Source organism: Serratia sp. PF-27, from assembly GCF_030053255.1.
GTDB classification, from domain to species: domain Bacteria; phylum Pseudomonadota; class Gammaproteobacteria; order Enterobacterales; family Enterobacteriaceae; genus Serratia; species Serratia bockelmannii.
The window spans coordinates 189,316-211,702 of the sequence record NZ_JASGBT010000019.1 but is presented as its reverse complement, the minus strand read 5'-3'; the positions used below and the strand labels follow the sequence as shown (position 1 = coordinate 211,702).

General features: G+C 58.2%; 18 protein-coding genes, 4 tRNA genes and 1 other RNA gene. 4 read left to right on the top strand and 19 right to left on the bottom strand.

The annotated features are described in order from the left end of the window. Positions 1-235: 235 nt before the first annotated feature. The 4 genes from hemC to hemY are packed head-to-tail and all read left to right on the top strand — an operon-like array spanning position 236 to position 4,261. On the top strand, positions 236-1,177 hold the full coding sequence (gene hemC / locus QMZ29_RS12580) for a hydroxymethylbilane synthase (RefSeq protein ID WP_041037210.1): 942 nt from the start codon (positions 236-238) through the stop codon (positions 1,175-1,177). After that, on the top strand, positions 1,174-1,914 hold the full coding sequence (gene hemD, locus QMZ29_RS12575) for a uroporphyrinogen-III synthase (protein ID WP_025304868.1): 741 nt from the start codon (positions 1,174-1,176) through the stop codon (positions 1,912-1,914). Before hemC ends, hemD begins: the two co-directional genes overlap by 4 nt. Positions 1,915-1,936: 22 nt before the next feature. After that, positions 1,937-3,061: a uroporphyrinogen-III C-methyltransferase gene (hemX, locus tag QMZ29_RS12570; RefSeq protein WP_016929498.1), complete on the top strand. Its 1,125-nt coding sequence runs from the start codon at positions 1,937-1,939 to the stop codon at positions 3,059-3,061. A gap of 3 nt (positions 3,062-3,064) precedes the next feature. Continuing rightward, positions 3,065-4,261 carry a protoheme IX biogenesis protein HemY gene (hemY, locus tag QMZ29_RS12565; RefSeq protein ID WP_004934228.1) on the top strand — a complete coding sequence of 399 codons (1,197 nt, stop codon included), beginning with the start codon at positions 3,065-3,067 and terminating at the stop codon, positions 4,259-4,261. Positions 4,262-4,980: 719 nt separating this feature from the next. Here the strand turns inward: hemY and QMZ29_RS12560 are convergent. The 19 genes from QMZ29_RS12560 to rho all read right to left on the bottom strand — a co-directional run bounded on the left by QMZ29_RS12560 (position 4,981) and on the right by rho (position 22,027). Then, a non-coding RNA gene (locus QMZ29_RS12560) (RtT sRNA) lies at positions 4,981-5,109 on the bottom strand. A 35-nt stretch (positions 5,110-5,144) separates the two neighbouring features. Further along, a tRNA-Pro gene (locus tag QMZ29_RS12555) sits at positions 5,145-5,221 on the bottom strand. A 74-nt stretch (positions 5,222-5,295) separates the two neighbouring features. Continuing rightward, positions 5,296-5,382 (bottom strand) — tRNA-Leu (locus QMZ29_RS12550). A gap of 41 nt (positions 5,383-5,423) precedes the next feature. Continuing rightward, positions 5,424-5,499: transfer RNA gene (locus QMZ29_RS12545), tRNA-His, on the bottom strand. A gap of 63 nt (positions 5,500-5,562) precedes the next feature. Further along, positions 5,563-5,639, bottom strand: a tRNA-Arg gene (locus QMZ29_RS12540). Positions 5,640-5,774: 135 nt separating this feature from the next. Continuing rightward, complete coding sequence (thrP, locus tag QMZ29_RS12535; RefSeq protein ID WP_025304867.1) at positions 5,775-7,178, bottom strand: bifunctional threonine/serine APC transporter ThrP; 1,404 nt, start codon at positions 7,176-7,178, stop codon at positions 5,775-5,777. 366 nt (positions 7,179-7,544) lie between these two features. Then, positions 7,545-8,285 (bottom strand): lipopolysaccharide N-acetylmannosaminouronosyltransferase, encoded by a 741-nt coding sequence (gene wecG, locus QMZ29_RS12530; protein WP_025304866.1) that lies wholly within the window; start codon positions 8,283-8,285, stop codon positions 7,545-7,547. A gap of 14 nt (positions 8,286-8,299) precedes the next feature. Then, the gene (gene wzyE, locus QMZ29_RS12525; protein WP_033631481.1) at positions 8,300-9,667 is read right to left on the bottom strand and encodes an ECA oligosaccharide polymerase; all 1,368 of its coding nucleotides are present in this window, start codon (positions 9,665-9,667) and stop codon (positions 8,300-8,302) included. Then, positions 9,664-10,749 carry a TDP-N-acetylfucosamine:lipid II N-acetylfucosaminyltransferase gene (locus tag QMZ29_RS12520; protein WP_197813055.1) on the bottom strand — a complete coding sequence of 362 codons (1,086 nt, stop codon included), beginning with the start codon at positions 10,747-10,749 and terminating at the stop codon, positions 9,664-9,666. The genes wzyE and QMZ29_RS12520 overlap by 4 nt, the downstream gene beginning before the upstream one ends. Further along, a complete protein-coding gene (wzxE, locus tag QMZ29_RS12515) occupies positions 10,746-11,996 on the bottom strand; it encodes a lipid III flippase WzxE (RefSeq protein WP_025304863.1) in 1,251 nt (416 codons plus the stop codon). Before wzxE ends, QMZ29_RS12520 begins: the two co-directional genes overlap by 4 nt. 1 nt (position 11,997) lies before the next feature. Beyond that, the gene (gene rffA, locus QMZ29_RS12510) at positions 11,998-13,128 is read right to left on the bottom strand and encodes a dTDP-4-amino-4,6-dideoxygalactose transaminase (RefSeq protein WP_060434811.1); all 1,131 of its coding nucleotides are present in this window, start codon (positions 13,126-13,128) and stop codon (positions 11,998-12,000) included. Continuing rightward, positions 13,115-13,846, bottom strand: coding sequence for a dTDP-4-amino-4,6-dideoxy-D-galactose acyltransferase (gene rffC, locus QMZ29_RS12505; RefSeq protein WP_261426221.1), 732 nt, complete (start codon positions 13,844-13,846; stop codon positions 13,115-13,117). The genes rffA and rffC overlap by 14 nt, the downstream gene beginning before the upstream one ends. Then, positions 13,824-14,705 (bottom strand): glucose-1-phosphate thymidylyltransferase RfbA, encoded by an 882-nt coding sequence (gene rfbA / locus QMZ29_RS12500; protein ID WP_043142249.1) that lies wholly within the window; start codon positions 14,703-14,705, stop codon positions 13,824-13,826. The genes rffC and rfbA overlap by 23 nt, the downstream gene beginning before the upstream one ends. A gap of 48 nt (positions 14,706-14,753) precedes the next feature. Then, on the bottom strand, positions 14,754-15,827 hold the full coding sequence (rffG, locus tag QMZ29_RS12495; RefSeq protein ID WP_193389589.1) for a dTDP-glucose 4,6-dehydratase: 1,074 nt from the start codon (positions 15,825-15,827) through the stop codon (positions 14,754-14,756). After that, positions 15,818-17,080 (bottom strand): UDP-N-acetyl-D-mannosamine dehydrogenase, encoded by a 1,263-nt coding sequence (wecC, locus tag QMZ29_RS12490; RefSeq protein WP_049203647.1) that lies wholly within the window; start codon positions 17,078-17,080, stop codon positions 15,818-15,820. The genes rffG and wecC overlap by 10 nt, the downstream gene beginning before the upstream one ends. Further along, positions 17,077-18,207 (bottom strand): non-hydrolyzing UDP-N-acetylglucosamine 2-epimerase, encoded by a 1,131-nt coding sequence (gene wecB / locus QMZ29_RS12485; protein ID WP_043142254.1) that lies wholly within the window; start codon positions 18,205-18,207, stop codon positions 17,077-17,079. Before wecB ends, wecC begins: the two co-directional genes overlap by 4 nt. 86 nt (positions 18,208-18,293) lie before the next feature. Then, the gene (wzzE, locus tag QMZ29_RS12480; RefSeq protein ID WP_033631474.1) at positions 18,294-19,346 is read right to left on the bottom strand and encodes an ECA polysaccharide chain length modulation protein; all 1,053 of its coding nucleotides are present in this window, start codon (positions 19,344-19,346) and stop codon (positions 18,294-18,296) included. 27 nt (positions 19,347-19,373) lie between these two features. After that, on the bottom strand, positions 19,374-20,471 hold the full coding sequence (wecA, locus tag QMZ29_RS12475) for a UDP-N-acetylglucosamine--undecaprenyl-phosphate N-acetylglucosaminephosphotransferase (protein ID WP_127146898.1): 1,098 nt from the start codon (positions 20,469-20,471) through the stop codon (positions 19,374-19,376). A gap of 296 nt (positions 20,472-20,767) precedes the next feature. Further along, complete coding sequence (gene rho, locus QMZ29_RS12470; RefSeq protein WP_004934188.1) at positions 20,768-22,027, bottom strand: transcription termination factor Rho; 1,260 nt, start codon at positions 22,025-22,027, stop codon at positions 20,768-20,770. Between the last annotated feature and the right edge of the window lie 360 nt (positions 22,028-22,387).

Genomic DNA, 22,387 nt, shown 5'->3' with positions numbered 1-22,387 from the left:
ACTTATTGCTGGAAACGTGATCAATTTAACACCTTGCTGATTGACCGTAAAGGAGGTAACGCTTCACAATTATTGTAGCGCTTCCCTAAACGATTTACCCGCAGTGTTAACTGCCCCAAAGCACATCACACGTCCCTTTGATTCCGTTGTCCTTTTTCCGCCTCCGGCTTCTTGCACTGACAGTATTGGCTCTCAGTGGTAGGATGGATGGCGAAATATAAAAACGGTAACAAGCATGTTAGACAAAATTATTCGAATTGCCACCCGACAAAGCCCGCTTGCACTCTGGCAAGCACATTATGTGCAGCAACGTCTGATGGCCAGCCATCCCGGCCTGCAGGTCGAGTTGGTGCCGATGGTGACGCGCGGCGACGTTATTCTGGATACGCCGCTGGCGAAAGTCGGCGGTAAAGGCCTGTTTGTTAAAGAACTCGAGCTCGCGCTGCTGGAAGGCCGCGCCGACATCGCCGTGCACTCGATGAAAGACGTGCCGGTCGATTTCCCTGCCGGCCTCGGTTTGACCACCATTTGCGAACGCGAAGATCCGCGCGACGCTTTTGTTTCCAATCGTTTCGCCTCGCTCGATCAGCTGCCGCAGGGCAGCGTGGTCGGCACCTCCAGCCTGCGCCGCCAGTGCCAACTGCGCGAACGCCGCCCGGACCTGATCGTACGCGACCTGCGCGGCAACGTCGGCACTCGCTTGGCCAAGCTGGACAACGGCGACTACGACGCGATTATTCTGGCGGTGGCCGGCCTGAAGCGCCTGGGGCTGGAGCAACGCATCCGCAGCCCGCTGAGCGCCGAAGAGTGCCTGCCGGCGGTCGGCCAGGGTGCAGTCGGCATTGAATGCCGTCTCGACGACAGCGTCACCCGCGCGCTGCTGGCGCCGCTGAACCATGCGGCTACCGAAACCCGCGTGCGCGCCGAGCGGGCGATGAACACCCGCCTGGAAGGCGGTTGCCAGGTGCCGATCGGCAGCTATGCCGAACTGGATGGCGACAGCCTGTGGCTGCGCGCCCTGGTCGGCGCGCCGGACGGCAGCCAGATGGTGCGCGGCGAACGCCGCGGCCCGGCCGCCGAGGCTGAACGGATGGGCGTTGAGCTGGCGGAAGAGTTGCTGGCGCGCGGCGCGCGCGAGATCCTGCGCGAGGTTTATCAGGGAAATCCGCCGGCATGACGATCCTGGTAACCCGCCCATCGCCTTCGGGAGAGCGGTTAGTGAGCCGGCTGCGCGCACTCGGCCGGGTTGCCTATCATGCACCGCTGATCGACTTCGCCCCCGGCAGCGATCTGCCGCAGCTGCCGCAGGCGTTGCAGCAGTTGAACGCCGGCGATCTGGTATTCGTGCTGTCGCAGCATTCGGTGAACTATGCCGATTCGGTCATCGGCCGCGCCGGACTGAGCTGGCCCGCTCACCTGGCCTATTACGCCATTGGCCGTACCACCGGGCTGGCGCTGCACCGCATCAGCAGTTTGCCGGTGGAATACCCGCGCGAGCGCGAGATCAGCGAAACGCTGCTGCTGCTGCCGGCGCTGCAGAAACTGGCGGGCAAACGCGCGCTGATTTTACGCGGCAACGGCGGCCGCGAGTTGCTGGGCACAACGCTGAGCGAGCGCGGCGCCGACGTCAGCTATTATGAATGCTATCAACGCAGCCCGGTGCACTACGACGGCAGCGAGCAAAGCGCCCACTGGCAGCGTGCCGGTGTGGATACGCTGGTGGTGACCAGCGGTGAAATGTTACAACAGCTCTATACTTTAGTTCCTGATTACTATCGTTCTTCATGGCTGCTGCGTTGCCGCCTGGTAGTAGTGAGCGAACGCCTGGCTACCCTCGCCCGGGATTTGGGCTGGCGTACGATTCGGGTAGCTGACAACGCCGATAATGACGCGCTGATCCGCGCGCTACAATAATCTGACTATGGGATGTGCCACTATGACGGAACAAAATACCCCAGCCGCCCCGGTTGAAGAGCCAACCACCGCGGTTGAGAGCTCCCAGCAGCCAGCCGCTGCCAGCCGCAAAGGCAAGAACACCGGCCCGGTGCTCGGCGCGATCGCTATCGTGCTGGTCATCGCCCTCGGTGCGGGCGGCTATTACCACACGCACAAGCAGGCGCAACAGCTGATCGCCGCCAATCAGGCGCTGCAGCAGCAGCTTGAAGGCGTGAAGCAGAGCCAACAGCAGGAAAGAAATGCGCTGGAAGGCCTGCTGCAGCAGCAGGGTAAAACCCTGGACGCCGCCGATCGCGAGCAGGCGAATCTGGCGCGTCAACTGAGCGAGCTGCAGGAAAAAGTGGCGACCATCTCCGGCAGCGACGCCAAAACCTGGCTGCTGGCGCAGGCCGATTTCCTGGTGAAAATGGCCGGCCGCAAGCTGTGGAGCGATCAAGACGTGACCAGCGCCGCCGCGTTGCTGAAAAGCGCCGACGCCAGCCTGGCGGACATGAACGATCCTAGCCTGCTCGACGTGCGCCGCGCCATTACCGAAGACATCAGCACGCTTTCTACGCTGACCCAGGTCGATTACGACGGCATCATCCTCAAGGTCAATCAGCTGTCCAACCAGGTGGATAACCTGCGCCTGGCCGATAACGACACCGACGAAGCGCCGATGGATCAAAACAGCAGCGAGCTCTCCGGCTCGATCGGCGAATGGCGGCAGAACCTGGCCAAGAGCTGGCGCAATTTCATGGCCGACTTCATCACCATCCGCCGTCGCGATACCAGCGCCGAACCGCTGCTGGCGCCGAACCAGGACATCTACCTGCGCGAAAATATCCGTTCGCGCCTGCTGGTGGCCGCACAGGCCATCCCACGCCACCAGAACGAGACCTACAAGCAATCGCTGGAAACCGTCTCCACCTGGGTGCGCGCCTATTTCGACACCACCGATCCGGCGACCAAGGCTTTCCTGGAAGAGCTGGATAACCTGAGCCAACAGTCGATCTCGATGGACGTGCCGGATCAGCTGAAAAGCCAGCCGCTGCTCGAAAAAGTGATGCAGACCCGGGTGCGCAACCTGATGACCCAGTCCCCTGCCGCTCACCAGGAGGGTTAAGCCATGTTACGCGTGCTATTTCTGTTCCTGGTGGTGATCGCCAGCGTGGTGCTCGGGCCGATGTTGGCCGGGCATCAGGGCTACGTGCTGATCCAGACCGATAACTACAATATCGAAACCAGCGTCACCGGCCTGGTGATCATGTTGGTGCTGCTGTTCGTGGTGCTGCTGGCGATCGAGTGGATCCTGCGCCGCATCTTCCGTACCGGCGCCCGCACGCGCGGTTGGTTTATCGGCCGCAAGCGCACCCGCGCGCGCCAGCAAACCAAAGCCGCGCTGATCAAACTGGCGGAAGGCGACTATAAGCAGGTTGAGAAGCTGATGACGCGCAACGCCGATCACGCTGAACAGCCGGTGGTGAACTACCTGCTGGCCGCCGAGGCCGCGCAGCAACGCGGCGATGACTTCCGTACCAATCAATATCTGGAACGCGCCGCCGAAGCCGCCGACACCGATCAGCTGCCGGTGGATATCACCCGGGTTCGCATCCAGCTGGCGCAGGGCGAGAACCACGCCGCACGCCACGGCGTCGATCGCCTGCTGAACCAGGCGCCGCGCCATCCGGAAGTGCTGCGCCTGGCGGAACAAGCCTATCTGCGCACCGGCGCCTACGCGTCGCTGCTGGAAGTGCTGCCGTCGATGCGTAAAATCGAACTCCACAGTGAAGAGCAGCTGCAGGCGTTGCAGCAGCAGGCTTACATCGGTCTGATGAATCAGGCGATGGCGGACGAAGGCAGTGAAGGCCTGAAGCGCTGGTGGAAAGATCAGAGCCGCAAGACGCGTCACGAGGTGCCGCTGCAAATCGCGATGGTGGAACACCTGATCGAATGCAACGACCACGAGCTGGCACAGGAGATTGTGCTCGACAGCCTGAAGCGCCAATACGACGAGCGCCTGGTGCTGTTGCTGCCGCGGCTGAAGTCCGGCAACCCCGAGCAGCTTGAGAAAGCGCTGCGTCAGCAGATGAAACAACACGGCGCGACGCCGCTGTTAAACAGCACGCTGGGGCAACTGCTGATGAAGCACGGCGAGTGGCAGCAAGCGGCCGACGCCTTCCGCGAAGCGCTGAAACAGCGTCCGGACGCCTACGATTACGCCTGGCTGGCCGATACGCTGGAGAAACTGCATCGTTCGGATGAAGCGGCGCAGATGCGGCGTGAGGGGCTGATGTTGACGCTGAAACAGAACGGCGGCGAATAACGCCCTGCCCGAGAGAGAAGAGCGCGGCCCCGATGCCGCGCTTTTTTTTTGCTCAGGGTTTTTCTGTGGCGCAAAAAAAAAACACTTGCCGTATGGCAAGTGTATAAAGAAGCAATCAGGTCTAGGACAACAGGGGCGGTGCCTCACTCAACGTTCTGCCCTGAGCGTGATGACGGGTTAGTCATCGTTCTCGTGGGCGATAGGCACCCTAAATCGGCTCTGCGTCATTCCCAGGGTTTATGAGGCCTAAGGCGAACATAAGAGGTGGAATGAGCATCTACGCAATAGATAGTGCACTTGGCGTGCCAACTTTTAAATTGAGGCTCTCACATAGAAAGACAGATAGTAATGCATTGAAATTATTGATTTTTTATTTAACTCTGCCTTTCCCGTCACAAATCACTCTCTGGCGTTCTTTGCCGGCGGTCTTTATCAGGTTGTCGCCTCGAAACGACGACTTAAGTCAAAGCCCGTTTTATCGTTTTAAATCAATGAATTATTTGTCTCAACCTGACGACAGCGCCGGATGGTATTGTCGCTGAAAACCAACACGTTTGCAGGCAGGCACCCGATGCTCCCCCCAGAGAGGCAAAAAAACCCGCGCAGTGCTGCACGGGCTTGCCGATATTCGTTTCACGAGGCTCGAACCGCCTGCGGAGGTAGTCATCCTCATAAACTGCAGGCGTAAAAAAACCAACTTGCGTCGGTTTCTTTGAATGTGGTCGGCGAGAGAGGATTACGCGCATCTTTGATGCGCTCCCTGCGGGCCGTTGCTAAAGCAACGTTGCCTCGCTTCGCGAGGCTCGAACCTCCTGCGGAGGTGCTCATCCTCATAAACGACAGACGAAAAAAAACCTGCTTTAAAAAGCAGGTTTTTCGAATGTGGTCGGCGAGAGAGGATTCGAACCTCCGACCCACTGGTCCCAAACCAGTTGCGCTACCAAGCTGCGCTACTCGCCGATTTGTGTTGCTCATACTACCCGATTTATCAGACCGTTGTCCATATAAATCTTATATTTATCAGATATTTTGCGTGGTGCGAAGAGAGGGACTTGAACCCTCACGTCCGTAAGAACACTAACACCTGAAGCTAGCGCGTCTACCAATTCCGCCACCTTCGCACTGTCACAAAATACTGCTAAATCTTCACTTCGTTAGGAAGTGGGGTGGCTAATGGGACTCGAACCCACGACAACTGGAATCACAATCCAGGGCTCTACCAACTGAGCTATAGCCACCATTACTACTTCTTCTTACTCACGCGGTAATATTACCACCGCAGCTCCTGCGCACAAACTTAATGGCGCGCCCGACAGGATTCGAACCTGAGACCTCTGCCTCCGGAGGGCAGCGCTCTATCCAGCTGAGCTACGGGCGCGTAGCGCCGTTGCGGGAGGGGATACTACGGATTTACGCCAATCCTGTCTAGTGCTTTTTCGCAGAAATGTTGCGTTTGATTACGCTTTGCTCACTCCTGCGCAGGAAAGCGCACTCCGTAGCCCCTTTTCACCGTTTATTGCCGCGTTTCTACCCGATTTTCAGCCGGATGATGTTTCTTATGCATACCGAAAGCGAAGTAGCACAGGCTGACGCCGGCTAAGAAAATCGCCCCGACCAGCAGGGAAATTCGCGTATCTGGGTTGATTCCCATGCCGACCAACACGCAAACCAGAAAAGCGATGGTCAGATAGTTCACATACGGGAACATGATCGACTTAAAGCTGTGGGTTTTGATCGCTTCCTTATGGGCACGGCGGAAATAGAGCTGGCTTATCAGCACCACGAACCACGGCACCATGCCCGGCAGCACGCTGGCGCTGTAGACATACACGAACACCTGCTCCGGATTCGGGATGATGTAGTTCAGCGCGGACCCCACCAACAGACAGGCGATGGTGACGGCGATGCAGTTCACCGGCACACCGCTGGCGGAAAGCTTGGTCAACGCCGCCGGCAGTTGGCGGTTCTTGGCCAGGGCGTACAGCATGCGGCCGCCGCTGTACATGCCGCTGTTGCAACCGGAGAGCGCGGCGGTCAGCACCACAAAGTTGATAATGCCGGCGGCGGCGACGATGCCGATCTTGGCGAAGGTCAGCACAAACGGGCTGCCGGTGGTGCCGATGCCGTTCCACGGGAAGATGGTCACGATGACGAAGATTGCGCCGACATAGAAGATCAGGATGCGCCACAGGATATTGTTGATCGCGCGTTTCAGCGTCACCTGCGGGTTCTTGGCTTCCCCGGCGGTGATGCCTACCAGCTCAACCCCCTGATAGGACGCCACCACGATGCACAGCGCAAACAGGAAGCCTTTCCAGCCACCGGCAAAGAAACCGCCGTGCGCCGTCAGATTGGCGAAACCGATAGGCTCACCGCCGTTGCCGAAACCGAAGAAGATCACCCCCAGCCCCACCAGAATCATCACGATGATGGTGGTGACCTTGATCATGGCGAACCAGAACTCCAGCTCACCGTACAGGCGCACCGCCGCCAGGTTGGCCAGCGCCACCATCGCCACGGCGATCAGCGCCGGCACCCACTGCGGTATTTCCGGGAACCAGAACTGCACATACACCCCGATGGCGGTGATCTCAGAAATGCCGACGGCAATCCACATAAACCAGTAGCCCCAGGCGGTCAGGTAACCGAAATAGGGATTCATGTATTTATGCGCGTAAACGGCAAACGACCCGGCGACCGGCTCGAGGAACAGCATCTCCCCCATCGAACGCATAATAAAGAACACGAACAGCCCGGCGATGATGTAGGCCAGCAGTACCGACGGCCCCGCCCATTTCAGCGTACTGGCCGAACCCATAAACAGGCCGACGCCGATGGTGCCCCCCAGAGCGATAAGCTCGATGTGCCGGGCCTCAAGGCCCCGGTGTAGCCCTTGCGGTTTCTCTTTGTGTGCCATAAATCCTCAATAATTTTTCTCGGGTTGTGTTTGCCTGCCGGCCGCTGCCGGTCGTTATTGTCATTATTAAAAGAATAAATCATCCCCTGCCGTTCGGGTTGGCATCAACGGGTAGTCGGAGCGAAGTTACCGTGAGAAGAACATCGTTCAGCGCTGTCGCATCAGGCTTCAGCGGCCGGGGATAATTTCCGGGCGGTATCGTTTCGCATTTCGCCGCTATAAGCAAACCGCAATTTAAAACTTTATGGAATAAATGCGGCTGCGTTTAGGGCTGGGGGTTATAGATATGCGGGAGAAACGTGCAAAAGCAGATTATTGGTACAGCAGACCGGAGCGGAACAGCACTTTCCGCCCCGGATGTAGAGGTTACATCTTGCCGCTGTAGTAGTAGCCGACAAACTTCAACAGCTTCAACTGCCGGCCGATGCGGCTGGGCTGGCTGAGCAGGCGGTAGAGCCACTCCAGACCGAGGTTCTGCCACACCTTGGGCGCACGCTTCACGTGGCCGGTAAAGACGTCGTAGGTGCCGCCCACGCCCATGTACAGCGCCTGCGGATGCACCTTGCGGCAGTCGCGCATCAGGATCTCCTGCTTCGGCGATCCCATCGCCACCGTCACGATAGCGGCACCGCTGGCGCGAATACGCTCGAACAGCGCCTCACGTTGCTCCGGTTTGAAATAGCCATCCTGGCTACCCACCAGGTTGACATTCCACTGGCTGCGCAGCTTTTGCTCGGTTTCCGCCAGCACCTCCGGCTTGCCGCCGACCAGGAAGACCGGCGTGCCTTCACGACCGGCGCGCTGCATCAAGGCTTCCCACAGATCGGCGCCCGCAACGCGCGAAACGTCCGCCGCCGGGTATTTGCGGCGAATCGAGCGCACCATGCTGATGCCGTCGGCGTACTTGTACTCCGCCTCATCCAGCAACGCATGCAGCGCCGGGTCCTCTTCCGCCTTCAGGATCTTTTCCGCGTTCATGGCCACCAGCGTGCCCTGTTTGACCCGGCCGCCGTCGAACAGAAAGTCCATGCAGTGCGCCATATCGCGAAAGCCCCACAGGCTGAAACCGCGCAGCTCATACTGCGGCACCGAAATCTTTGTTTCCATCGTTCTCATTACCCTTACAAAAGACCGTCCGCCCGTGGGGGAGAGGCCAGCGCGCGGGCGCGCGTCACTCTGGCCTTGATCAGCCCGGCGGTATCGAACAGCCAATACAGCAACTTCGCCAGCACCAGACAGGCGCCGAAAATAATGCAGAAGAACACCACGCGCGACACGAATGAATCCACCCCTTCGCGCGCCAACACAATCATGTTGAACACCGCGCCGAAGCAGAATCCTTGCAGGATAGCCGCCTTATAGCGGTTCGGCTCGGTTTTGCCCAACTCATACAGCCAGTCGAACCACTTGATGATCATGCCCACCAGAATCGCGCCGAGCGGGATAAACAGCGCGCCGCCCATCACCACCAGCGAACCGATCAGCGTCGGGGATATCGCCAGCCCGGAGTGGTTGTTCAGCACTTCCCAGGTGAAATAGTTGGCCGAGTTCAGCACCACGTCCGGCCGGCCCGGCCATAGCCAGGTTGGGATAAAGACGTAGAAATCACGCAGGATCGGCGCCAGGCCCTGGAAATCGATCTTGTCGTAATTTTGCAGCAGCAGCGCCAGATTTTCCCACGGCGAGAAAGTATCGCGGGTCAGATAAAGGAAGGTATAAAACGCTTCCGCGCCGCTGACGTCCAGGCTGTAGCGCTTCAACGCCAGCCAGAACATGCCGACCACACCGAATATGCCCGCCGCCGCCAGCATCCACAGCGTGATCCAGCCGCGCACGATGCCGATAAACAGGAACAGCGCGAAGGCGATGATGATATTGGCGCGGGTGCCGCCGACGATGACGTAGGTCAGAATGCCGAACGCCACCGTCGCCACCAGGAACAAGAACCAGGCGCGCAGATCCTGCCGCAGGAAATAGACCACCAGCATCGCCGGAATGAAGAAGTAGAAGAACCGTTTGAGCGCCACGCCGGACACGTCGCTGGAGAAGATCTGGCTGTAGGAATTGAGCTTGAACAGCAGGAAGCCGTTCTGCATGAAGAAGATACCCACGGTCCCGATCGCCACCAGGGCCAGAAGCACCCAGGTCATATGGGTTTCCACCCGGTTCATGGTGAACAGCGCCGCACGCGGCTGAGAGCGGCGCTTGCGCAGCCGGGTCTTGTAGGTGACGTAATAGATGGCGTAAAACGCCGTCGCCGACAGCAAGGCGTACAGCAGAAACTCCACCGGTACCACCTCGACGTCAAACTGAAACACCAGCAGACAGGTCAGCGGGAAGCCGAAATAAAACGTCAGCAAATACAGCAGCGAGAAGAAGACGTTGAAGTTAAAGCGCACACGCCGAAACTCCTGGTAGGTCAGCGTCAGAATAAACGTCAGGCTGACCAGGTAGACGACGAACAGGCCGCCGAATTGCGCCAACGTCATGAGAGCTCTCCCGCCGCCAGCGCCAGGGCTTGCTGCCAGCCGTCGACATAGTTCGGATTGAAGAAGGCGATCGTTTGCTTGTCCACCGCCGCCAGCTGACGCTGCGCTTCGCGCACCACCGCCTCGTCGAGCGAGTCACCGTAGAACAGCACCGGCAGGTGCTGTTCCGCCAAATCCTGCCAGAACGGGTTCTGCCGGCTGAGCACGAAAGGCACGCCAAACTGAATCAGCAGGCACAGGGTGCCTATCCCCTGCTGGCGATTGAAAATGAAATAGCCGAGATCGCAGGCGCGCAGAATATTGAGGTAGTCTTCAAATGCCACCTGCTGCGTGAGCAGCTGCAGGTTTTTTTCGCCGAACAGCGGCAATCCGGCGGCACGCACCTGCTCGATGTAAGCGTCGTTATTGGCCGGATAGCCCATCGGCAGGATCACGCGCACGTCGGCGCCGAACTGCTGATGGATCGCCTGCAGTGCTTCGATATGCCGATTGCTGCGATCGCCGGAGTTGCCCACCAGAATCGTCATCGGCCCGGCCAGATTTTTCTCGACGTGAACGTCGGTCAGCGCCGGATCCATGCGGGTCGGGAAGTACAGCAGCGAAGCCGGTACCCGCGCATGGCGCTGCTGGTAGTGAATCACGTCGCCGCGGGTAGCAAATACATTCCCCACCCGCCCCTGGGCAATGCGGCGCAGCAGATAAAACAGCCTGAATTTCCAGCTGGTGGCGTCTTCGTACAGATCGGCGCCCCAAATATGCCAACTGACCTGACGTGCCTTGATCTTGCCGCTCAGCAGCGCCAGCCACAGCCCCGGATTAAACTGGCCGTGTAGGAAGAAGCGCGCAGCGCGATCGGCCTGGGCGCGGGCGATCACCGCCGCCGCCAGGCTTTTCTTATCGGCGTAAGGCTCAATATTCAGGGCGGGGAAATCCCCCAGTGCCGCCACATCCTTGGCCGCCACCATAAAATGCCGCGTCTGCTCAGCCGGCAAACGCGGCACCAGCACGTCGTTGAAGAAGCGCAGCACCGTCTGGTTATGATGCGGGATATCGGATCCCAGAACGTGAATCAGTGTGGTCATACTCGTCTACGATAAATAAGAAACACGCAGCTACAGAGCGCGAAATACACGATGTAGGTTGCCATATAGGCCTGAGCCGCACCCAGCGCGCCGTGCTGCGGGATCAGCCAGTGCGAGAACAGCGTCAGCAGCAGAAACTGGCTGACTTCCGTCAGGATATAAAAGCGCAGCGACGCTTTAGCGATCACCAGATAGCCGAACACATAAGCCCCGACTTTCAGCACGTCGCCCACCAGTTGCCAGGCAAACAGATCGCGCATGGCGACGAATTTATCCGAGAACAGCAACCAGATAGCGAAATCGCGCAGCACCCAGACCGTAAAGCTCGCTGCCGCTACCGCCGGCAGCACGAATTTCAGCGAGCGCACAATCTCCCGCGAGATGGCGCCCTTGTCCGTCAGCCGCGACAGCGTCGGCAGCAGATAGACGGTAAACGAGGCGGTGATAAACTGCAGATAGGCATCGGAAATGCTGCTGACGCCTTGCCAGATCCCCACCTCATCCCAGCCGTAATGCGCGGCCAGCAGGTTTCGCATCATGACGTAGGCCACCGGCAGCGTCACCGAGGTGATCAACGCCATGACGGTGAATTTGCCGAGGTTACCGGCCACCCGTTTGTCCCAGCGCAGCGCCAAATAGCGCAGCGGCAGCGTTTTGCGCCGCCACAACATCAGCCCGGCCGGCAGCACCACCAACGCCGGCACCAGCGCCAGCCCCGCCAGCGCGCCTTCATAGCCACCCAGCTTGAAGCACAGGTAATATGCCACCACGCCGATCAGGCTGCCGCCGATCACCGCCAGCGCATTGCCCATCGCGTCGCGATAGCCTTTCAGCACCGCCATGAACAGGTTGGCGTAGGCGATGCCCATCTGAATGAAAGCGACGGCGCGCACCACGCCGACGTAATCGGCATGCCCGAACAGCCCGATGCTGATCGGTTCGGCGGCGAACAGAAACACCAGCGCCAGCAAGGTCGAAAAGCCCAGCACGATGCTCGACGCGGTACCGACCGCCAGGCGCAAACGCTGCGGATCCTGATGGTACTCCGCAACGTATTTGGTTATACCGTTAAAAATACCCGCGCCGGACAGCACGCCCAGCACGGTGATCAACTGGCGAAAGTTACCCGCCTGCCCCACGCCGCTGGGGCCAAACGCTACCGCCAGCAGTTTCACCACCAAGAGCCCCACGCCAATTTTGATCAGCGTGGAGCCGGCGGTCCATATCGATGCTTTTGCCAACGACATATCAGGCAAAGAAGCTCAGGATGGTATTGATTACCGTACGCTGATTGACATCAGACATATTGTAGAACAGCGGCAAGCGCACCAGACGCGCACTTTCCTGCGTGGTGTAACGATCTTCGCCGGCAAAGCGGCCAAAGCGTTCACCGGCCGGGCAGTCATGCAGCGGGATATAGTGGAACACGGCCATGATTTCGGCTTCCTTCAGGTAGTCGATAAAGGCCGTGCGCTCTTCGATATCACGCAGCTTGATATAGAACATGTGCGCGTTATGCACGCAGTCGGCTGGGATGCTCGGCAGTTCGATGCGGCCGGCCTTCGCCAACGGCAGGAAGCTGTCGTAGTACTTCTGCCACAGTGCCAAACGGCGCTGGTTGATGCGTTCCGCCACTTCCAGCTGGCCCCACAGGTAAGCGGCCTGCAGGTCAGACATCAAATAGCTGGAACCGATGTCGCGCCAGGTATATTTATCGACCTGGCCACGGAAGAACTGGCTGCGGTTGGTGCCTTTCTCGCGGATGACTTCCGCCCGATCGATCAGGGCCGGATCGTTCACCAGCGTCGCGCCGCCTTCGCCGCCGGCGGTGTAGTTTTTGGTTTCATGGAAGCTGAAGCAGCCGATATGGCCAATGGTGCCCAATGCCTTGCCTTTGTAGGTCGACATCACACCCTGCGCGGCGTCTTCCACCACGAACAGGTTATATTTCTTCGCCAGCGCCATGATGGTATCCATCTCGCAGGCAACGCCGGCATAGTGCACTGGCACAATCGCGCGGGTTTTATCGGTGATCGCCGCTTCGATTTTGGTTTCGTCGATGTTCATGGTGTCCGGCCGCAGGTCGACGAACACCACTTTGGCACCGCGCAGCACAAAGGCGTTGGCGGTTGAAACGAAGGTAAAACTCGGCATGATCACTTCATCACCCGGCTGGATATCCAGCAGGATGGCGGCCATTTCCAACGACGCGGTGCAGGAAGGCGTCAGCAACACTTTCGCGCTGCCGAAACGCTGTTCCATCCACTGCTGGCAGCGGCGGGTAAAACCGCCGTCGCCGCACAACTTACCGCTGCCCATAGCAGCCTGCATATATTCCAGTTCAGTGCCAACAACCGGTGGAGCGTTAAATGGAATCATGTCTACCTCTGTATAACCAGTACGCGGTGCTTTCAATCACGGCACCCTGTCGTTGATAGAGTCGTAATGCGGCGATATTGCTTATCTGGGTCGCGACCCGCAGGCGCTGCATACCTTGACGCCGACATTCGGCGATCGCCGCTGCCATCAGCCTGGAGCCAATGCCCCGGCCAGATGCGCCAGGGAAAGCCGCCAGCAGGCCGATACGCATTTCCTGGCCGCCAATGTCACGCAGGCTGACAAATCCCTCTGGCCGCCCCTGTTCGTCCAGCGCCAACAGGCACTGATGATCGAAGGTGCCCAGAACGGCCTTTTCGATCCACAAAGCATAAAACCGGCCGCTGTCATCAGGTTGATACCAGGGGGTACGAAAGCGGCTGACGGTGAACGCCTGAGCCGCCGCGGTGCGCAATGCCGGGATATCGGCTTCTGCCGCCAGGCGGGACGTCTGGGCGACGAAACCCGGTTCAACCACGTGATCATGCTCAAGAGCCAGAACCAGATCGACCTCGCCCTCAACCAGGCGAAATCCCAAATCAGCCAGACCGTCCGCCAACGCAAGGTGCTGAGCGGGGACTTTGGCCTGCACCAAGGCATAAGCCGCCAGATCGGCTTCGGCAAGCGCCGGAGCCGAGGAGGAGAAGCTGAGTTTCGCGCTGTCTAGCGCGAAAAACTCGCTTTCCCACGCCAAAGGCTCAATAGTGGCGTGGACGCACATGCAGCAGATCCAACAGGTACTTACCGTAACCGGTTTTCGACAAGGCGTTGGCGGCACGTTTGAGTCCCTTGTCATCCAGCCAACCGTTGCGCCAGGCAATTTCCTCTAGACAGGCGATTTTAAAGCCCTGGCGTTTTTCTACCGTCTGCACGAAGCTGCTGGCTTCCAGCAGACTGTCGTGAGTCCCGGTGTCCAACCAGGCGAAACCGCGTCCCAACAGCTCGACGGTCAGTTCACCGCGCTCCAGATACATCTGGTTGATGCTGGTGATTTCCAGCTCGCCGCGCTCAGAAGGCTTCACCTGCTTGGCAAACTCCACCACTTGGCTATCGTAGAAGTACAGACCGGTCACCGCCCAATCGGATTTCGGTTTCTTCGGTTTCTCTTCGATCGACAGCGCACGGAAGTTGCCGTCAAACTCCACGACGCCAAAGCGTTCAGGATCCATGACCTGATAACCGAACACGGTGGCCCCTTCGGTGCGGGCCGCGACGGTTTTTAATTTCGGGCTGAAAGATTGGCCGAAGAAGATGTTATCGCCCAACACCAGGCAGCAAGAATCGCCGTTGATAAACTCCTCGCCGATCAGAAACGCCTGCGCCAGGCCTTCAGGCTTAGGCTGCGCAGCGTAGCTGAGATTGACGCCGAACTGTTCGCCGTTACCCAACAAACGTTCGAAGGACGGCAGATCTTCCGGGGTCGAGATGATCAAAATATCGCGGATCCCCGCCAGCATCAGTACCGACATCGGGTAATAGATCATCGGCTTGTCATAAATCGGCAGCAGTTGCTTGGACACGCCACGAGTGATCGGATGCAGACGCGTACCGGAACCGCCAGCCAGAATAATACCTTTCATACTTACTCCAAAAACCGCCGCGCCGCCGCAGAGCGACGCGGCGTTAAATTAATCTGACAACCCTAAACGCTCGCCGGCATAAGAACCGTCTTGCACCCGGCGCCACCAGGTTTCGTTAGCCAGGTACCAGGCTACCGTCTTGCGAATGCCGCTTTCGAAGGTTTCCTGCGGCCGCCAGCCCAACTCACGATCGATTTTGCTAGCGTCGATGGCATAACGCATGTCGTGGCCCGGGCGATCCTTCACGTAAATGATGAGATCGCGGTAGTTCGCCACGCCTTCTGGTTTGTTTGGCGCCAGTTCCTCCAGCAGATCGCAAATGGTCTGTACCACTTCGATATTCTTGCGCTCGTTGTGGCCACCAATATTGTAAGTTTCGCCCACCACGCCTTCGGTCACGACCTGATAGAGCGCACGCGCGTGATCCTCGACATACAACCAGTCACGCACCTGCGCGCCGTTGCCGTATACCGGCAGCGGTTTGCCGGCTACCGCATTCAGGATCACCAACGGAATTAACTTCTCCGGGAAGTGATAAGGACCGTAGTTATTCGAACAGTTAGTCACAAGGGTCGGCAAACCGTAGGTGCGTAACCAGGCACGCACCAGATGATCGCTCGACGCCTTGGAGGCGGAATACGGACTGCTCGGCGCATAGGGCGTGGTTTCGGTGAACAGATCGTCGGTGCCGTGCAGGTCGCCGTACACTTCGTCGGTGGAGATATGATGGAAACGGAAAGCCAGCTTCTTCTCCGCCGCCAACGGCTGCCAGTAATGGCGCGCCGCTTCCAGCATCGTGTAAGTGCCAACCACGTTAGTCTCGATAAAGGCCGCCGGGCCGTCGATAGAACGATCGACGTGGCTTTCCGCCGCCAGGTGCATCACTACATCCGGTTGATACTGGGCAAATACCCGATCCAACCCGGCGCGATCGCAGATGTCGACCTGCTCAAAAGCATAGCGCTCGCTCTCGGCCACCACCGCCAGCGACTCGAGGTTACCGGCATAGGTCAGCTTATCCACCACCACCACGCTGTCGCCGGTGGCCTCGATGATGTGCCGCACAACTGCGGAGCCAATGAAACCGGCACCACCGGTAACTAAAATACGTTTCAACGCCATACTCCTTTGGTATCAACAACCCATGTTTGTTTTACATCTTCCGGCCGGATGGCCCTGAACTGTTGGTGATCGACCAACATCACGATCACATCGGCCTGCTGCAACGCCTCGGCAATCGGCGTCAACGTCACATGGCCCGCCAGCGACTTCGGCAACTGTTCGACGTTCGGTTCCACCGCCAGCGTTTCGCCGACGTGCCATTCGGCGATCAGGTGCGCCACCTCTACCGCCGGGCTTTCACGCAAATCGTCGATATTCGGCTTGAAGGCCAGGCCGAAACAGGCAATTTTCACCTCGGACGCGCGCTTGTCGGTGGCGGCCAGGCAATCGGCCACCGCCGCTTTCACACGGTCGACCACCCACAGCGGTTTGCCGTCGTTCACCAGGCGTGCGGTGTGGATCAGGCGCGCCTGCTGCGGATTCTGCGCCACGATAAACCACGGATCGACGGCAATGCAGTGACCGCCGACGCCCGGCCCCGGCTGCAGAATATTCACCCGCGGATGGCGGTTTGCCAGGCGGATAAGCTCCCAGACGTTAATCCCCTGCTCGGCGCAAATCAGCGACAGTTCGTTGGCAAAGGCGATATTCACGTCGCGGAAGCTGTTTTCCGTCAGCTTACACATCTCGGCGGTGCGCGAATTGGTGATCACGCATTCGCCCTCGAGGAAAATCTTGTACAGCGCGCTGGCGCGCTCCGAGCACTTCGGCGTCATGCCGCCGATCACGCGGTCGTTTTGAATCAGCTCCACCATCACCTGCCCCGGCAACACGCGCTCCGGGCAGTAGGCGATATTCACGTCCGCCGCTTCACCCGCGTGCTGCGGGAAGCTGAGATCGCTGCGCGCCTGCGCCAGCCATTCTGCCATTTGTTCGGTGGCGCCCACCGGCGAGGTGGACTCCAGGATCACCAGATCGCCTTTTTTCAGCACCGGCGCCAGCGATTTCGCCGCCGCTTCGACATAGGCCAGATCCGGCTCGTGATCGCCTTTGAACGGCGTAGGCACTGCGATCAGGAACGCATCGGCCGCCCGTGGTTTGGTCACCGCCTGCAGGAACCCGCCGTCGACGGCGTCCTTGACCACTTTATCCAGATCCGGCTCGACGATGTGGATCGCGCCGCGGTTAATGGTATCTACCGCATGTTGGTTAACATCTACACCCACCACTTTTTTCTTGCGGGAGGCAAACGCCGCCGCCGTTGGCAAGCCGATATAACCCAGGCCGATAACCGAAATAGTGTCAAAACTCATAGTTTCACCTGATGATTCTTTAAAGCTTCGAGGATACGCTGACAGGCATGCCCGTCACCGTACGGGTTGTGCGCCCGACTCATCGCGTGATATTCGCTTTCGTCCGTCAACAGCCGGGTCACCGCTTCAACAATTTTGGCCACGTCGGTGCCGACCAGACGCACCGTGCCCGCATCTACCGCCTCCGGGCGTTCGGTGGTGTCGCGCATCACCAGCACCGGTTTGCCTAACGATGGCGCCTCTTCCTGAATGCCACCGGAATCGGTCAGGATCATGTAAGCCTGGGTCATCAAATAGACAAACGGCAGATAATCCTGCGGTTCGATCAGCATGACGTTGTCGATGCCTTTCAAAATGCGATTCACCGGCTCACTGACGTTTGGATTGAGATGCACCGGATACACCACCTGCACTTCCGGGTGATTGCTGGCGATCTCCGCCAGCGCGCTGCAAATCCGCTCAAAGCCGCCGCCAAAGCTTTCGCGACGATGGCCGGTGACCAAGATCAGTTTCTTGTCGGCGTCGAGGAATGGGTAACGCTGTGCCAGGCCCGCGCGCAGCGCAGCATCACTCATCACGCGGTCGCGCACCCAGAACAGCGCGTCGATTACCGTATTGCCGGTCACGAAAATGCGGTTGTCCGGCAGCAGCTCGCGCAACAGATTCTGGCGCGAGTTCTCGGTTGGCGCGAAATGGTACATCGCCAGATGGCCGGTCAGTTTGCGGTTGGCCTCTTCCGGCCAGGGAGAATACAGATTGCCGGTACGCAGCCCGGCCTCGACATGCCCAACGGGGATGCGTTGATAGAACGCCGCCAGGCTGGTCGCCAGCGTGGTGGTGGTATCGCCGTGCACCAGCACCACGTCCGGTTTGAAGTCTTCCAGCACCCCTTTCAACCCTTCCAGGATGCGACAGGTGATTTCCGTTAGCCCCTGGCCGGGTTTCATGATGTTCAGGTCGTAATCCGGCGTGATCTCAAACAACCGCAATACCTGATCCAACATCTCACGATGCTGTGCCGTTACGCAGACTCTTGCGTCAAAGGCCTCATCCTGGGCCAGTGCATGTACCAGCGGCGCCATTTTAATGGCTTCAGGTCTGGTGCCGAAAACAGTCAACACTTTCACAGCGAATCTCTTTTGGTCGGTTAATCGCAGGCACCGCCTGCGAATGGGGAGCTCACGCGCCCTGCATCAGATTATTATATTATTTTTTAACTACGCGGCCGACGCGCCAAGGCAACACCCGCGCCAACCAAAGCGCCCATCGCGCCCCACAGAATCAGCCAGAATACCCGGCGTGGGCTGTCACGTTTTACCGGCTCTTCCGGCGTGCGCAAATAACGATAGGTCTGGAACTTCTCATCCAACGTCGGGCCAACGTTCAGCGTCGCCAGCATCGCGCGGTTCTGATCGTAATCCAGATCGTAGGTCGGGCCGGAGGCCTGCAGGCCTTCCAGACGTGCCTGCAGCATTGGCCGGCCCAGCAGGAACAGATCCGAATCCGGCAGTTGCTCGGCCGGAGTGTCGGTTTGCGTGCGGCTAATCCCCTGGCTTTCAGCGATTTTCAGCGCCTGCTGCGTGGTATTCAGCTCGCGCTTGTAAACCGACTCTGCCACCGCTTCCTGACGCTTGACCTGCGCCTTCATCGAGGTAGTGCGAGCGGCCCATGCCCCTTGGATCTCTTCGTTCAGGTGCAGAGCAGCACGGTGGCTGGCGAAAGCCACGTATTGACGCAGCAGGCGGTTGGCGTCCGCGGCGGTTTCCGCCGTCAGCTTCACGCCGTCGTTCGGGACTTTTTTGTCGTCACGCGGCGTGAACAGGATGTTGTTGATCAGCTCGTCGAGCAGCGCCGCATCGGCGCGGGCATCCCCTTCCTGACGTTGCTTGTAATAATCACTCTGCAGCCAGAAATCGCGACGCGTATCGTAAGCCGCCAGTTGCATGATGAACTCATTGTACGCTTCATCCGCGATGCTCGGCTGATCGCCCGCCGTCGCCGGCAACGTGCGCACATCCAGATTGCGCAGGAACTGTTGCTGGGAGTAGTAACCGCCCAGCGCATTCACCGTGGGTTTGTCGGTGATTGCGGTCGCGCTCCATTCTTGCTTAACCAGATAAGAGACGATCAGCGCGACCGCCGCGAACAGCACCGCAATGCCGATTATCCACGGTTTGCCGCGCCACAGGGTGCAGCACAGGCCGCGGATATCGAGTTCGTTATCCACCGCCGGGGTATGCTTGTCAGACGTTGTTTCTGGATTCATCACAGCCAAAAAGCCTCTGGTCTCTGGTTAAGGTACTTGCTTGTTATCGCCCGAACGCCGCAGCCGGCGCTTGATACGCTTAATGTACCGCGCAACCCGCCAGGCGCGCTTGATGCAGTAACCGTACAGGAAGAATGCAAGCAAGAATAATGCCAACATAACCCACTCAGGGATAAAAGTCAGGCGTTCGCCGATCACGCCCACCGCCGCCAGCAATGCGGCCGCCAGGGTGATCAATACGAAAGCCTGCCGTGGCGTAAAGCCGGCGCGCATGATCAGGTGGTGAATATGTTGACGATCGGGAGAGAAGGGGCTCATCCCCTTGCGTAAACGACGATACATGATTGCTATCATGTCCATCAGCGGAATAGCGATGATCCACAGCGCAGTCACCGGGTTAATCGAGTGTGCCTTGCCCTGCGAGCTTTGCAACAGCAGCCAAATGGCGGTAAAGCCGATCAGGGTACTGCCGGCATCCCCCATGAACACCTTATAACGGCGGCCGAGGATGCCGAGGTTGAGCAAAATATAGGGAACGATGGTGGCGATCATCGCAAAGCACCAGAACGCCATCTCATGGTGACCGCTCAGGTACAGCAACAGACCCAGCGCGCCGAAGGAAACGCATGACAGCCCACCCAGCAGGCCATCAATGCCATCGACCATGTTGAAGGCGTTGATCGCCGCCCATACCGCGAACAGCGTCACCAAATAGCCGAACGGCCCCAGCAACATCTCCCAGTCGCCCAGCACATGGCCGAAGCTGCGCAGATACAGACCGGCGAACACCATCATGGCGATGCCGACCAACGCCTGCACCAGGGCGCGGATCTTAACGCTGATGTCAAAACGATCGTCGAGCGCGCCCACAAACACCAGAATGCCGGCGCAGGTGAGGTAAAGCTTGGCGTGCGCGATAGGCAGTTCGGAGATCCAAAATGCGAAGCACAATCCGGCATAAACGGAAATACCGCCGACCAGAGGAATCAGCCCCTGATGGCGTTTGCGATAATTGGGTTTATCTACCAGACCAATACGTTTTGCCGCCTTGCGGGCAACAAAGAGAAAAGCCAAAGAAAACAGGAAAACAAATAGAATTTCAGTACTCATAGTGAGTAAGTTCACAGTTAACAGATCTCTGTAGAAGATAAGGCAGCTTACCACGGGCAATAGCTTGTGCCATCGGCCCCCGCCACCTTTCGGTCATTTCCTATGACAACGGTGATTCATGCCTATTTTCTTCGCATCGGCTGACAAAACGACAGCAGCAAAGCCGACCGACGCAACGCCGACCGACAAACAAGATGAATTCTCAATAAGTCGAGGAAACAACTTACTTTTCCATTACTGCTACTTATCGTATCCGCCAAAAGCGAAAAACGCCACGACTAGGCGTGGCGTTCAGCGAATTTTTTAACGAATTATGAGCGTTTCATCATATCGAAGAATTCATCGTTGGTTTTAGTCATCGCCAACTTATTAATGAGGAACTCCATCGCGTCAATCTCACCCATCGGGTGAATGATTTTGCGCAGGATCCACATTTTTTGCAGCTCTTCGGAGGTGGTGAGCAGCTCTTCTTTACGGGTACCGGAGCGGTTGTAATCGATCGCCGGGAATACGCGTTTCTCGGCGATTTTACGCGCCAAGTGCAATTCCATGTTGCCGGTACCTTTAAATTCTTCGTAGATCACTTCGTCCATCTTCGAACCGGTATCAACCAGCGCGGTCGCGATGATGGTCAGGCTGCCGCCCTCTTCCACGTTACGTGCCGCACCGAAGAAACGCTTCGGACGATGCAGGGCGTTGGCGTCCACACCACCGGTCAGCACCTTACCGGAAGCCGGTACCACGGTGTTGTAGGCACGCGCCAGACGGGTGATAGAGTCAAGCAGAATGATCACGTCTTTCTTGTGCTCAACCAGGCGTTTGGCCTTCTCGATTACCATTTCGGCCACTTGTACGTGGCGCGAAGCCGGTTCGTCGAAGGTCGATGCGATCACTTCACCTTTCACCAGGCGCTGCATCTCGGTCACTTCTTCCGGACGTTCGTCGATCAGCAGCACCATCAGCACGCAGTCTGGGTGATTGTAAGCGATACTCTGCGCAATGTTCTGCAGCAGCATGGTTTTACCGGCTTTCGGCGGTGCCACGATCAGGCCACGCTGGCCGCGGCCAATCGGTGCCGCCAGGTCCAGTACGCGCGCCGTCAGGTCTTCGGTCGAGCCGTTGCCGCGCTCCATCCGCAGACGGGAATTGGCGTGCAGCGGCGTCAAGTTCTCGAACAGGATCTTGCTGCGGGCGTTTTCCGGCTTGTCGTAGTTGACTTCGTTGACTTTCAACAGGGCAAAATAGCGCTCGCCTTCTTTTGGCGGACGAATCTTACCGGAAATGGTGTCACCTGTGCGGAGGTTGAAGCGGCGGATTTGGCTAGGGGATACATAGATGTCGTCGGGACCGGCGAGGTAGGAACTGTCTCCAGAGCGGAGGAAACCGAATCCATCCTGCAATATCTCGAGCACGCCGTCGCCGAAGATATCTTCTCCGCTTTTCGCATGTTGCTTCAGAATGGAGAAGATAATGTCCTGCTTGCGCATGCGGGCAAGGTTTTCCAGCCCCATATTTTCGCCGAGAGTAATCAGCTCAGAAACCGGCGTATTCTTTAATTCGGTAAGATTCATAGTGGTGGGTTCTTAAACTCGGGGTATGTCTCGAACTTGTATCGTGAATGGTATGGCAGCGAGATGCGTGCCTGTTTACTGGACGTTCGATCACCGGGCGCAGAGCCGTCGCGGTAAGAAATGGCTTACATCGGGCGCACGCATTGACGGTTGAAGATCGAAGGTACCTTAAAAATGATTTTTGCAAAACCGTTTGATTGCCAAAACACGGGCTGAGTTCAGTTTACTTTCAACGCCAGTGGTTCGACACAGAGTATAGCTTTAGATTCAAACTCTTTAGATTTAAAACTTCGGGCAAGTTCTATATGCAGTGTGGTTAAACTTAACACGCTTCTTGGCAGGCGTCTAGCGGTGAATTGA